Origin of the sequence: Thermococcus sp. 21S9 (assembly GCF_012027635.1) — an archaeon.
GTDB lineage: Archaea > Methanobacteriota_B > Thermococci > Thermococcales > Thermococcaceae > Thermococcus.
In genome coordinates this window covers 289,789-302,527 of the sequence record NZ_SNUS01000001.1, presented here as the reverse complement: position 1 = coordinate 302,527, position 12,739 = coordinate 289,789, and the positions used below count along the sequence as shown (strand labels likewise).

Annotated in this window: 11 protein-coding genes and 1 rRNA gene; 3 read left to right on the top strand and 9 right to left on the bottom strand. The window is 55.2% G+C overall.

The features are described from left to right. The first annotated feature begins 12 nt into the window (after positions 1-12). Positions 13-134, top strand: a 5S ribosomal RNA gene (rrf, locus tag E3E28_RS01765). 74 nt (positions 135-208) lie between these two features. Then, the gene (locus tag E3E28_RS01760) at positions 209-1,252 is read left to right on the top strand and encodes a hypothetical protein (RefSeq protein WP_167913803.1); all 1,044 of its coding nucleotides are present in this window, start codon (positions 209-211) and stop codon (positions 1,250-1,252) included. On the opposite strand, the gene E3E28_RS01755 is transcribed toward E3E28_RS01760, so the two are convergent. Beyond that, a complete protein-coding gene (locus E3E28_RS01755) occupies positions 1,226-1,969 on the bottom strand; it encodes a PH0542 domain-containing protein (RefSeq protein ID WP_167915096.1) in 744 nt (247 codons plus the stop codon). The two genes, E3E28_RS01760 and E3E28_RS01755, sit on opposite strands and share 27 nt — an antisense overlap. Positions 1,970-2,038: 69 nt before the next feature. Here E3E28_RS01755 and E3E28_RS01750 point away from each other — a divergent pair, with 69 nt between their 5' ends. Then, a complete protein-coding gene (locus E3E28_RS01750; protein WP_167915095.1) occupies positions 2,039-3,313 on the top strand; it encodes a PQQ-binding-like beta-propeller repeat protein in 1,275 nt (424 codons plus the stop codon). On the opposite strand, the gene E3E28_RS01745 is transcribed toward E3E28_RS01750, so the two are convergent. The 8 genes from E3E28_RS01745 to E3E28_RS01710 are packed head-to-tail and all read right to left on the bottom strand — an operon-like array spanning position 3,306 to position 12,736. Beyond that, on the bottom strand, positions 3,306-4,331 hold the full coding sequence (locus tag E3E28_RS01745) for a CheF family chemotaxis protein (protein WP_167913802.1): 1,026 nt from the start codon (positions 4,329-4,331) through the stop codon (positions 3,306-3,308). The genes E3E28_RS01750 and E3E28_RS01745 overlap by 8 nt on opposite strands. A gap of 18 nt (positions 4,332-4,349) precedes the next feature. Continuing rightward, positions 4,350-5,090: a hypothetical protein gene (locus E3E28_RS01740; RefSeq protein ID WP_167913801.1), complete on the bottom strand. Its 741-nt coding sequence runs from the start codon at positions 5,088-5,090 to the stop codon at positions 4,350-4,352. A 39-nt stretch (positions 5,091-5,129) separates the two neighbouring features. Then, entirely contained in the window at positions 5,130-7,373 is a 2,244-nt protein-coding gene (locus E3E28_RS01735) for a methyl-accepting chemotaxis protein (protein WP_167913800.1), read from the bottom strand. 25 nt (positions 7,374-7,398) lie between these two features. Continuing rightward, positions 7,399-7,884 carry a chemotaxis protein CheD gene (locus E3E28_RS01730; protein ID WP_167915094.1) on the bottom strand — a complete coding sequence of 162 codons (486 nt, stop codon included), beginning with the start codon at positions 7,882-7,884 and terminating at the stop codon, positions 7,399-7,401. A 9-nt stretch (positions 7,885-7,893) separates the two neighbouring features. Next, positions 7,894-8,667: a chemotaxis protein CheC gene (locus E3E28_RS01725; RefSeq protein ID WP_167913799.1), complete on the bottom strand. Its 774-nt coding sequence runs from the start codon at positions 8,665-8,667 to the stop codon at positions 7,894-7,896. Beyond that, positions 8,664-9,296: a chemotaxis protein CheC gene (locus tag E3E28_RS01720; protein WP_167913798.1), complete on the bottom strand. Its 633-nt coding sequence runs from the start codon at positions 9,294-9,296 to the stop codon at positions 8,664-8,666. Before E3E28_RS01720 ends, E3E28_RS01725 begins: the two co-directional genes overlap by 4 nt. Further along, on the bottom strand, positions 9,286-11,652 hold the full coding sequence (locus tag E3E28_RS01715; protein ID WP_167913797.1) for a chemotaxis protein CheW: 2,367 nt from the start codon (positions 11,650-11,652) through the stop codon (positions 9,286-9,288). The genes E3E28_RS01720 and E3E28_RS01715 overlap by 11 nt, the downstream gene beginning before the upstream one ends. Continuing rightward, complete coding sequence (locus E3E28_RS01710; RefSeq protein ID WP_167913796.1) at positions 11,627-12,736, bottom strand: chemotaxis response regulator protein-glutamate methylesterase; 1,110 nt, start codon at positions 12,734-12,736, stop codon at positions 11,627-11,629. Before E3E28_RS01710 ends, E3E28_RS01715 begins: the two co-directional genes overlap by 26 nt. Between the last annotated feature and the right edge of the window lie 3 nt (positions 12,737-12,739).

The window sequence follows — 12,739 nt, the reverse complement described above, 5'->3', positions numbered from 1 at the left end:
AGGTGTTATCGGCACGGCGGCCATAGCGGCGGGGTTACACCCGGTCTCGTTTCGACCCCGGAAGTTAAGCCCGCCTGCGTTCCCGGGTGTACTGCCCTCCGGGAGGGGGCGGGAAACCGGGAACGCCGCCGGCCACTAACCTTCTCTCGTAACCACCTACACAAAAGCTATTTAAGAATCGGGGACTACTTTTTTACGGTCGGTAGTTATGCTCAAGAAGTCAGCGAGGGGCAGGTTGACCTGGGACTACATACGTGACAGGCACTCAGAGGTTATTGAGGAGTTCAAGACCTTGAGGAACTGGGACGAGGTCAAGTCGGCTATTCCTGAGTCTGAAACTCTTGGTGACTACTCACTCCTTGCGCTCGAGGCCATTGCCGCCGTCATTCGAGAACTCCGCATCGAACGCTCCTTTCTGAGTGAGAGAATAGAGAACATCAGCCGTAAGCTTGAGGAGCTTGGTACTTCTCACAGGGAACTCAGCTACTCCGTTGACAAACGGCTCAAGGAGCTTGAGGCCCGGATTTCAGAGCTGGAGCAGAGGACGCTTTTCCTTGAGGGTGTTGAGGCGATAGTCCCAAGGATGAACGAGCTCGAGGAGAAACTCGACCGCCTCCCCGCAGAGCTGTTCAGGCGCGTTGAGGAAACCTACGGAAAGAAGGCCGATGAGCACCTCAGGAAGCTCGTTGAGGAACGGGTTGAAGAGCTCAGGGAGGAACTCAAGCGTGAGGTGCTCGGCATAAGCGTTGACCTCGCCAAGGCACTCAGGGAGCTCCAGGACCACTACGAGAAACTCGTCGAGGAGAACCTTCGGCTCAAATCGCTCGCCAGTGAAAACGAGAAGCTGAGGAAGAAGCTCGTTGAGAAGGAGCGCGAGCTGGAGGAGCTGAAGAAGAGGCTCGCAATGTTCCAGGAGATGGCCAAGCGCGTTGATGCCCTGAGCGAGAAGATTGGCAAGTATGAGGAGAGGCTTAAGGAGATTCGGGTAATTGAGAAGGAGCTTGTATCCCTGACCGGTGCAAAGGACGCCCTTTCGGCGATTGAGGTCATAAAAAGCGAGTTCATACCCAAGTCAAAGTTCGAGAAGACTCTCAACGAGATAAAGTCCCTCCTGGCCGAGGCCGAGTCGCTGAAGGAGGAGAACGAACGCCTCAGGCGGGAGAACGAGAAACTTAAGGAGGCGCTCAAGACCCTTCTCCAGGAGAGGTTGAACGAGGCCAGCGAATCACCTGTCGAGGATAATGAGCTTTGAAAGCCCCTCCTTGAGCTTCTTCTGTACGAGTTCGCTTCTGTCGTTCTTTATCTCTTCGAGCTTTGACATCACGACCTTCCTTAGCTTTTCGTTTGTTTCCCCAAGTGCAACGAGTGTTTCAACGGCACTCGCGCGCACGAGCTCGTTCTTGTCGTGGAGGAGCGCGAAGAGCTTGGGCAGGAAAGGCGTGACGTACCTCATCCCGTTCTCGCTCAGCGCGAGTATGAAGTTGAGCGCCGCGAGCTTGTCTGATGCTTCCTTTGAGGTCAGCATGAAGCCTATGTCGCGGAAGACGTTGCCGAGCAGGCTGGGCCTGACGCGCATTATCTCCTCAAGGACGTAGGTTGCGTTCACCTTTATCTTCGGGTCTCCAACGCGGTAGTTGGCGAAGATAACGGGCACTATTCTTGCAACCTTCTCGGGAGCAACCTCCGCGAGGACACCGAAGGCCCGGGCTATCTCCTGGGTCAGGGGTATCGCCTCACTCTTCCTTAGCATGACCATGAGCTTGGTTATCAGCGAGTCGTGGAGTTCAGGCATGTCCCTCAGAACTTCGACGACGACTCGGAGGGCGTTCTTTTGAACGGTCCAAAGGTCGTCATCGAGGAGTTCAATGACCTCCTTGAGAAACTCCTTGTTGACGGTTGCTCGCGCTATGACCTCCTGAAGGCCCTCCCCCGTTGCCAGTGCCTCCCTAAGGTCGAACTCCTCGTCCATTGCTTCCACCATAGGGGATACTGCAAAGGTTTATATAAGCTTTTCACCACTCCTTTTGGGGGATTGGCCATGAAGCGAAGCGTTCCAGTGATTTTGGTGGCTTTGCTGGCGTTTCTTCTGCTCGGAAGCGTTTCAGCGTCCCAGAGTCCAGTGCTGTGGAAGGGGACGGTCTGTGATAACGTGAAGTATCAGAAGAGCATAGAGGCCGTTGCGATGACCAACGACACGGTATACGTGGCCTGTTCCTACAAGCAGGTCATGAAGTCAACCGGTCTCGTCGAGGTCTACTACCTCGGCACGCTCTCGGCCTTCTCAACGAACGGTACAAAGCTGTGGCAGAATAACTCGGGATACACGGTCAAGCTATACCCAATCGATGACGGCGTTCTTGCAGGTAGCTTCGGCGCCCTCCTGAAGGTTGATACCAAGGGACACATCGTGTCTCTCTACGACGTTAGGAACAAGCTCTACGACTTCGTTGTCTCGGGCAATACCGTTTACATTGCCGATGGAGACTTCTACTACTCCAACAACACCCCCTACTACCTTGGCCATGTTTACGCCGTGAGGCTCGGTGAGAACTTTACGGGCCTATGGAACGTAACCTTCAACGACATGATTACCCGTGTTCGGGTTGGGAATGGCGTCATATACGCGAGCTCGGGCTTCCCGTCGGGATACGTGGGGAGCTTTCAGTTCGGTTCCCTCTACGGGATATCCCCCGATGGAAGGCTTCTCTGGAACGTGAGCTTTGGCCACTGGGTCAGGGACCTTGAGACCTGGAAGGGCGATGCACTCCTCGGAACTGGCTGGAACAACTCCAAGGGGCGCCTCTACTTGGTTTCTCCTGCCGGGAAAGTACTCTTCAATGAGAGCCTCTTTTACACCGAGGACATTCTGGTTCTCAACGACACGGCCTACATCGGTGGCTACGATGGCAAGAACGGAACTCTGATAGCCATCGAACTGCCCTCAGGAAAGACCCTCTGGGAGCGGAAGTTCCCCTACCGCGTTAAGGCGCTTGCCTATACCGACGGCATTCTCCTGGCCGGAACGGGTAAGTTCCAGAGCAAGACCGAGAACGGGACAACGTACGTTTACAGCGTTGGAAACCTCTACGCCATAAGTCCGAAGGACGGGAAGGTCCTCGGTGAGCTTCCGAATACGGGCTACGTGAGGAGCATAGCCGTGAAGGGCAACGAGGCGGTAATCGGAACTGCGAGCTCAACGTTCTACGTGGTCGACGTGGATGCAATGAAAGGAAGCCAGAAGAGTTCCATATGCGGGCCTGGGTTCATAGTTCTCCTCGCTGTCTTTGCCCTGCTCTTAAGAAGGTTCACATAGAGACGAGGCCGTATTCGATGAGTTTGTTTACTATTTTTCTTCCTTCCCTTGTGAGGTCGACGACCTTCCTTATCATGACTATCTTGAGGAGCCCCTTGTCTATCATCCTGTCGTAGATTTCCTCGATTTCCCTCTCGCTGAGGCCGAGGAACTGGTGTATCTCGAGCGGGTTGAGGCCGGAGTAGAGCGCCATGAGTATCTGCTTCTCCGTCTCGTCGAGGCTCTCAAGCTCTTTGAGTTCTTTCTCCATGACCTCCTTGAACTCCGCCTGGAGCGTCGGGAACTCCTTCGAGACCTTCATGATGAACTCAAAGTAGCCTGGTATGTACTTGAGCAGGTAGCGCAGGATGAAGAGCCTCGTCTTCTTCTCAGGGATGTAGAGGTATGACGTTACCGTCTCGCTGATGTAGAAGTGCTTTATCTTCCACGCCTGAACTTTCTTGCCGTCCATGTCTACTTCCTCGACGTCCATATCCTCAACGTCCGAGAATATCGGGATGGGCCTCATGTCGGGGTCGAGAACCACGATGTTTCTCTCAGTTCTCCCCTTCTTGGCGGACTTTACTGAGACTATCCTCAGCGAACCGTCCTGCCACTTGGACTCCATGTTTATCGCTCCGCCCTTTATCCTGGCGAGCTGTATCCTAACGGCCTTTCCGTTTATCAGGGTTTCAAAAATCGTGTGGACGAACTCCTTGAACTTCTTCTCATCGTATATGAGGAGGTTGTCTCCAATCGTCAGGATGAGCGTGAGGTCGCCCCTTCCGGGAACGTAAAACTTCAATCCGAAGTGCTCCTTCTCAGGGTTGAGCTTGTAGTTGTCGGGAACGTTAACGGCCAAATCGCTGAGCGTTGAGAACGGAAAGTTGTCCTCGCCGACGACCTCGCCCATGCGAAGATACTTTAGAATAAGCCTGTCGTGTTGAATAACCCCGAGGGCATCGCGCCAGTTCACACGGCCCGAGCCCTTCCAGGACGATATGATGGCTACTTTGACTCTGGTTTCCGTTACCGCCATGGCTCATCCCTTCCGCCCTCAGGTGAGGGCCTGGCACTCCTCCAGTTGCCTCTCAAGCTTTTCAACCTTCGCGCGGAGCTTCTCGCATTCCTGCGAGAGCTTTACCTCAAGGGGCGTTACGGCCGGGTTTCCACCGCGCGAGGATATCATCTCGTCGAGTATGCTCACGGCACTGTTGATGCTACTTGTCATCCTTATAAGTGCTTCCTCGGGCGGGAGCGTTATGACGTTCTTGCCATCCTTGCTCTTGACGGTAATCGGGAGCTTGGTCCTCGCGACGTACGCTATCACCTGGTTGAGCTTCTCCTTGTCCTTCTGGCTCGGGAAGCGCGCAAGCCAGAGCTTCTTGAACTCGTCGAGCTCGGCGAGGACCTTCATGAGGAACGCGTTGTACTCGTCCTCGCTTATGTAGCCAAGGGTGTAGCCCCTCGCGACGTCAAGGAGCATAAGGAGCCTCTCCTTCTTGTGCCTGGCCTCGTCGAGGACGCGCTGGACCTTCTCGTCGATTACTTGGCGGAGCTTCTTGATGAGTTCGTCCTCGTTAACCCCCGAGACACTCATCTGCTTCTTCTCTTCCCTGGGGGCGGTCTTGGGCTCGGTTCTCTTGGGGGACGGGCTCTCGCTCTTCAGTTCTCTCTCAAGCAACGCCGCGTAGAGTTCGCCCATCTGGTTGCTAATGGCGTTGGTGATGATGTACGCTGTAACCACCATGCCGAGCAACACCACGACCGCGATGACTGCAATCATTACCCAGTCCACTTTCTCACCCCCATAAAGTGGAAAAGGAAATAACGAAAGTCACAGCTTGAATTTGCTGATGATGTCCCTGAGCCTCTCCACGATTTCCTTGAGCTCCGAGGCTGCCCTTTCGAGTTCTTCCGTTGCCGCAGTCTGCTCTTCCACGGCAGAACTAACCTCCTCCGCACTGGCGGTCGTTTCCTCAGCACTCGCAGCCAAATTCTCCAAAGCACGCAACGCCTTATCAACCTCCTCCTGAGTGCGGATAATCTGCTCCTTAACCTCACCCATGTGGCTACTTGCCTCCTGGAGGAGGTCCGCGATGTTCGCGAGGTAGGTTATGGTCTCCCTGAGGGTCTCGGCACTCTCTCCAACGACTTGGACACCCTTCTCGGTGCTCTCCACTGCGTCCTTGATTTCGGTGGTTATCTGGTCGATGATGTTCTTGATGTTGTCAGCGGCCTGCTTGCTCTCTTCAGCAAGCTTCCTAATCTCCTGGGCAACTACCGCAAAGCCCCTGCCTGCCTCTCCAGCCCTTGCCGCCTCAATAGCCGCGTTGAGGGCAAGTAAGTTAGTCTGCTCAGCAATGTTCGTAATCACATCCGTAATCTCCTCAATACTCCTGCTCATCTCCGCGACCTTTGTAACGGCGTGCTCAATCTTGCTCATGGTCTCCTGTATGCTCTCTATCTGCTGGGCCGAGATTTCGCTCTTCTCCCTGCCCTCCGTGGCGATGTTAACGACCTCCCTAACGGCTCCCTCAAAGTCTTCCATTGCCCTGACGCTTTCGGCGCTGGTTTCTGCAACGAAGCGCATTCCCTCGGTAATCTCGTTGATGCTCTCCTGCTGTCTCTGCGCCTCGATGCTCACCTGCTGAACCGCCTCGTTAACCTGGTTGATTGCCTCCGTAACGTCGCTTGCTATTTGGGCGAGGATGTTTGCCCTCTTCTCGAGCTTGTCGGTGACCTCAACTATGTCGCCGATGAGGCCCTTGAGCTTGTGAGTGGTGTTGCGGAGGTCTTCAAGGATTTCCCTGAGTTCACCCTTGGCTTCCGCTGTCAGGCCGTTGCTGAGGTCGCCCTCGGCCAGACGCTCCAGCTTCTCGCCTATCACCGTTAGCGTTCCCACGAGGTCCTTTCCTACTGACTCGAAGGCCTTGATGAGAGCACCAATCTCGTCGTCTTCGAGGTACCGTATGTCCCTGAGCTTCCTGCTGACCTCACTCAGCCTGCCCTCCGCGAGGTCTCTCGCGACTTCACTGAGCTTCTCGAGCGGTTTGAGGGAGTTGGACACGAGCTTGTAGGAGATTCCTGCCAGGACGGCGGACATGCCGAGGATGATTACCGTGAGGAGTATGGTGGATGATTCTGTGGCTTTTCTTGTATCGTTGACTGCCTTGATTATTCCCGCGCTTATCTCATCAACCGGAACCTTTGCGAAGACGTACCAGCCTGTTTCTGGAATCTTAACTCCAGCTGCAACTGCGCGGACTCCTTCCCAGGTGTATATAGTTGTGGCCTCATCGACACCGCTCTTGATGATGTCGGCGACGGGCTTGAGGGTTGAGACGTTGAAGACGTTGAGCTTCATCTCGATGTTGGGGTCGGGGTGCATTATGACGAGACCCTGCTGGTTGACAACGTATGCATAACCGGTCTCACCAATCTTGACCTTCTTTATCTCTTGGGCGAGCGTATCGATGAAAACGTCCAGACCAACGACACCGATGAGCTTACCGTTGAGATAGACTGGAATCGCGTAGGTTATGACCCACTTTCCACTGGAGGCGTCCCTATACGGCTGGCTCCAGACAGGTCCGCCCTTCTCGACTGCCTCCTGGTACCAGGGCCTCTTCCTTGGGTCGTAGCCCGCGGGAAGCTCCTGCTTCGGGTAGATGTACATGTTGCCGTTGACGTCACCGAAATAAACACCACTCAGCTGTGGTTCTGCCTTTGCTATCGCCTCGAAGTGGTCGAGGAGAATCGGCCTCAGCTTGTCGGCGTAGCCAGGGTCTCCGAAGTTGATGCCCTCGTTCTGCATTTCCTGGATGGACTTAACTACCATAAACTGGGTTGCGGTTCCAAGGGCCTCGACTTCCTTGAAGAACCCGCTGAACTGGTTGGCGAGGGCCTCTGCCTTCGCGAGGGTCATGGCCCTTGCTTCACTGTCAATCTCTGGGGCCAGCTTCTCCTGGATTATGTCGCTGGTGTGGTTTCCAGTGTACAGCATCATTGCACTCGCGACCACCGTTACGAGTAGCAACGCCACGACGACGATGCCCACCATCTTCGTCTTGAAGTTCATCGAACCACCCCCGTGAGTTCCTGATTTAATAAATCTTCTCGATGACCTTTCCGTTTGAAACGCGCCTCATCTTGACTTTACCCGTGGAAAGGTCAAGGTAAATCGTCCTTCCGCCCTTCCCGCCTGTGTCCTCTGCCACCAGCCGTATGCCGTACTTCTTGAGCTCCCTCTTTGCCACCTCGACGTTCCTCTTGCCTATCATCAGCTTCTCGTTGGTTACGTTGGTGAACATATGCGCCCCTCCGAAGAGCTTTGCCTCAGCCCTCCGCGGGTTTCCCCCGAGTTTCTTTATGTCCCTGATGAGCAACTGCAGGCCGGTATCGACGTACTTCGCTGGGTTCCCCTTGTTGCCGTAGTAGCTTGCCTCCGGCAGGAGGGCGTGGAGCAGGCCACCAACCTTTGTGAGGCGGTCGTAGAGGGTTATGCCTACACAGCTACCTAACCCATAGGTGCTGATTATGCCCTCCTTCTTGCCGACCGCGTAGTCGCCGATACCGACCTTTATCTCCATCGGCAAGGTTCAACCCTCTGTCTGCTCGTTGATTGTAGGCTCGGAACCTTCTGTGGGGCTTTCCTGAGCTTCCTCCTGGGCGCTTTCGGTGGGTTCCTCAACCCTGCTCTCACTTACCTCTTCGCCGGGCTCTATGGTCTCTTCCGGCGGTATCTCGGGCTCGACGTCCTTCACCTGGGCCTCAAGCTTGCCAACGAGCTTGTCAAAGGCGTCTTTGGTTGGCACGAGGTAGAACAGGCTCTCTATCCCCGTGTCCTTCTGGTAAAAGCGCGTCTTGAACATTATGACCTCGGTAACGTCCCTGAGGTCGGGCCTCGATAGCTCCTTCTCAACGTCGTAGAGGCTCTCGGCCGGCTTTGGCGGGCTCAGCGACACAGGCTCCTCGATGAGCTTTGCGAGTATGTCCGTGTAGACGGAAATCAGTATGTTGCCTATCTCCATTATCGCCGAGCGTCCCATCTCGTCTATTCCCTCGTCGCCGGGGTCCATTCCGAGGAGCGTCATGACGAGCGCTTTGGCGCTCTCCTTGGGGAACTGTAGTATCGTCAAACCGCTCAGCCCCTCGGTTATGTCGAACATGACGACGAAGCTGTCCTTTATGCCCTTGCTCGCGAGCTCGTGGAGGAACTTTGCCCTCGGAAGGACCTTGACCGACGGGGGCTCCATCTCTATCTCGCCTATCATGTTCGAGAGGGCCGTGAGCGCGTGGCTCATCGCTATGTTCGACGCTTCCCTAAATATGTCCTGATACCACTCCGAAAACCAGTTCTTGTGTCCGCTCATACGAATCCCCCCAGCAGGGTCTCAACAATCTTTTTCATCGAGGCCGGGTGCGGAATAATCGTGAAGTGCTCCCTGAACTCGACGCCCTCGATTTTCATCTCTGTCTGGAGGAGCATTGTGTAATCGCAGTGCTGGCCCACGTCGGCGAGGGCGAAGTCGAGTATCGCAGGGGTAAAGTCAATCGCGATGTCCGGCGGTGTCTGGTTGATTTCCGTCCCGAGGAACTCGCTGAGGGCATTGGCGAAGGCCGAGATTAGGATGTTCCCCATTTCCATGACTGCCGATGCGACCATGTCGTCGAATTCTCGTGTTGTTCCCGGCTCCTGGCCCATCATGAGGTCGAATATCCTGAGGGCATCCTCAAAGTCAAGGAAAAAGAACGCGTGACCGTCAAAGCCCCCGCTGAGCTGTATGTAAACTGCGACCTTGACGTCTTCTCCGACCTTCTCAGGAACGGCTTTGATTGACGTTATCTCTATCTCCGGGACCGTGATGTTTACTGTCAAACCTGTCATCTCGCTGAGCGCATCCGCTGCCCTTGAGGCACCTATGTTGAACGTCTCGACTAACGCACTCTTGGCGACCTCGTCAAGGTTCTTTATGTACTCCTCGTAGTTCTCAGATTCCACCACGTCCACCTCCGAGGAGACCGTTAATCTCGATAATCAGCACGACGCTACCGTCACCGAGAATCGTTGCTCCTGCGAAGCCACTGATGTGTGAGAGCATCTTGCCAAGGCTCTTGATGACGATGTCCTTCTTGTGGAGTAGCTCGTCAACTCCTATGGCAACCTTCTGGGCACCGAGGTCAACGACCAAGGCCGGGAACTCCTCAAGCTCCGGCATCGGCAGGCCGAAGAGCTCGTGGAGCATTATGACCGGTATAATCTCGCCACGGAGAACTATGACCTCCTTTCCGCCGATGCTCTTGAGGTTCTCGCGCTTTATCTCGATGCTCTCAAGGATGTTGTTTATCGGAACCGCGTAGACCTCGTCCTGCACCTTGATGAGGAGCGCCTGGATGATGGCCATGCTCACTGGCAACTTGAGCACGAAGGTCGTTCCCTTTCCGACCTCGCTGTAAACGGCTATGCTTCCATTGAGGCTCTTGACGACCTCCTTGACGACGTCCATACCGACTCCTCTTCCGGAAACGTCCGTGACCTGGTCCTTGGTGCTGAAGCCCGGCAGGAAGATTAGGTTGATTGCCTCCTCGTCGCTCATCTCGGCTGCCTGCTCCGGCGTAATGAGACCCTTCTCTATCGCTTTCTTCTTAATCTTCTCAGGGTCTATACCCCTTCCATCGTCCCTGACGATTATTTCGACGTGGCTCCTCTCACGCCGTGCTATGAGCTCAAGCCTTCCTGCCCTCGGCTTGCCGAGCTTCTCACGCTCCTCCGGTGGCTCAATACCGTGGTCTATGGCGTTCCTGAGGAGGTGGACGAGAACGTCGCCGAGCTTGTCAAGTATCGTCCTGTCAACCTCGATGTCAGCTCCTTCGATGATGAACTCGACTTCCTTGCCCATCTTCCTCGCGAGCTCGCGGACCATCCTCGGGAACTTGTTGAAGACCTCGGCGACCGGTGTGAGGCGCATCTCCATTATCTCGTCCTGTAACTCTGTGAGAAGCCTTGAGAGCGTTGAGAGGGTCTCCAAAAGCTCCCTGTCGCCGAGTCTCTCGGCTATTTGCTCAAGCCTTCCCTTGGTTATGACGAGCTCACCGACGAGGTTCATCAGCCTGTCGAGGTGGCTGACGTCGACCTTGATTATCTTGGAAATCTTGACCTTCGGCGTTTTTACTGGGGCCTTCGAGGTCTTCTTGGTCTTTTTCTCCTCCTTCGTCTCTTTCTTGGTCTCCTTCTTTTCCTCTTTGGGCTGAGCCTGTGCTGGAGCGCCCTCCCCTACTTCCCTAACGTCAACGCTTTCGACGTCCGGATGCTTGGTGACTATCTTAACTATGTCTTCCTTGCTTAGGTTCGTCTTGAGGATGACCTTGAAGTAGTACCCATCAATAAGCTCCCCGTTCTGGATGTCAATCGCGTTTGGCTCGGTCTTCTCAACGAGCCCTACCTTCTGGAGGTCCTGGAGAACGAGATAGGAGCGAACGCCCTTGAGGGGTGCGTCCTTCTGGAGGTAAACGATGACTTCGTACTTCTTCTCCCCGCCCTCAACCTTTGCGCCCTCTCCACTCGCTACGGTCTCACCGCCGAGCGTCTGAACCTCAACCTTCTCAACCTCGGGATGCCTGGAAACGACGGTTTTAATCTTCTCGGGGTCTTCATCGGTCTCGATGACGAACTCGAGAACGTCAACGTCGGCCTTTCCGTCTTCTATTACTTTTCTCTCAGGGTTTGTTTCGATGACGACTCCAAGTTCCTCAAGGTCGGAGAGAATGAGAAAAGCCCTGACCCCGCGCAGGGGTGCGTCCTTCTGGAAGTAGACCTTAACGAGGTAGCGGTTTCCCGCCTCCGCTGGGGGCCCCTCGGATTCCCTGGTCTCCGAGCCTTCGGCACCCCCTCCGCTTTCCTCGCTTCTTCCCCCGGCTTCGCCCTTCTCCTCTTTTTCACCCCCTGCTCCCGCTTGGTCGAAGAACTTCTGGGCCTTTTCGAAGAGCTCGTCAACGTCAAAGTCTCCCTCCTCTCCGGTCTCTTCGATGTTGTCAACCATCGCCTCGATTATGTCGAGGAATTCGAGGAGGACGTCTATGAGCTCGGGAGTGGGTTCAACCTTACCGCTTCTCACGAGGTCGAACAGGTTCTCCATCTTGTGGGCGACCTTGCTGAGCTTCATGAAGCCCATCGTCGCGGCCGTTCCCTTGAGAGTGTGAGCATCACGGAAAATCTGGTCTATCATTGCCTTCTTCTCTTCCTCACTGCCACCTTCCTTGACTATCTTCTCCAGCGTGAGTATGGCGTTGCTGAGGCTGTCTATCCTATCCCTCGCGTCGGCGAGGAACTCATCAAGGTACTGTGAAAGGTCCTCCACCGCCACCACCCCGCTTTATCTTGTTCACTGCCATCACAACGGTGTCGGCGATTTTATCCAGTGGCACGATGTAGTCAACCATGCCCGTCTCGGCGGCCGCCTTTGGCATTCCGTAGATTATCGAGGTCTCCTTGTCCTGCGCGATGGTGATTCCGCCCTTCTTCTTGATGGCAACGATTCCCTGAGCTCCGTCGCGTCCCATTCCAGTCATGACGACTCCAACGGTCCTCCTGCCGAAGACCTCCGCGGCGGTAATCATCATCGGGTCGGCGGCAGGCCTTACGCCGTGTATCTTCGGTTTCTTGTTGAGGGTTATCACGGGCTTTCCGCGCCTCAGCTCGACCTCCATGTGGTAGTCACCGGGCGCAACGTAGGCCCAGTCCTCCTCTATTGGTTCTCCGTCTTCCGCTTCCTTCACGTTGAGCTTGCTGACGCTGTCGAGCCTCTTGGCGAAGGACTTCGTGAAGCCTGGGGGCATGTGCTGGACGAGCAGGATTGAGGCCCCGAGGTGCTCGGGGAACTTGGGGAAAACCTTGAGGAGTGACTGCGGTCCACCGGTTGAGGCCGCCATTGCAACTGCAATCCTTGCGGGAACGCCTTTCCTCTTTACCTTGCTCTTCTGGGCCCTCAGCAGTCTCGTTCTCTTGAGCTCAAGGAACCTTCTCGGAACCTTCGCCGCTTCCTTGATTTTCGCGATTATCTCGTCTCTCATCTCCTTCATGCTGAGGGAGATTGAAGAGCTGGGCTTTGGAATGAAGTCAATCGCTCCGTACTCGAGGGCCTTTATCGTCGCCTCGGCACCTTCCTGTGTCAGTGCACTGACCATGATTACGGGCGTTGGGCTCTGCTTCATTATCACCCTGAGGGCGTCGAGGCCGTTCATTCGTGGCATTTCGATGTCGAGCGTTACCACGTCGGGCTTGTGGAGCTTGACCATGTTTATGGCCTCGATTCCATCCCTGGCCTCACAGCAGACCTCAAGCTCGGGGTCGGAGTTGATTATATCCCTGAGTATCTTGCGCATGAACGCCGAGTCGTCAACGACGAGTACCCTAATCTTTTTCCTGGGTGAGCTCAGGGGCATCAT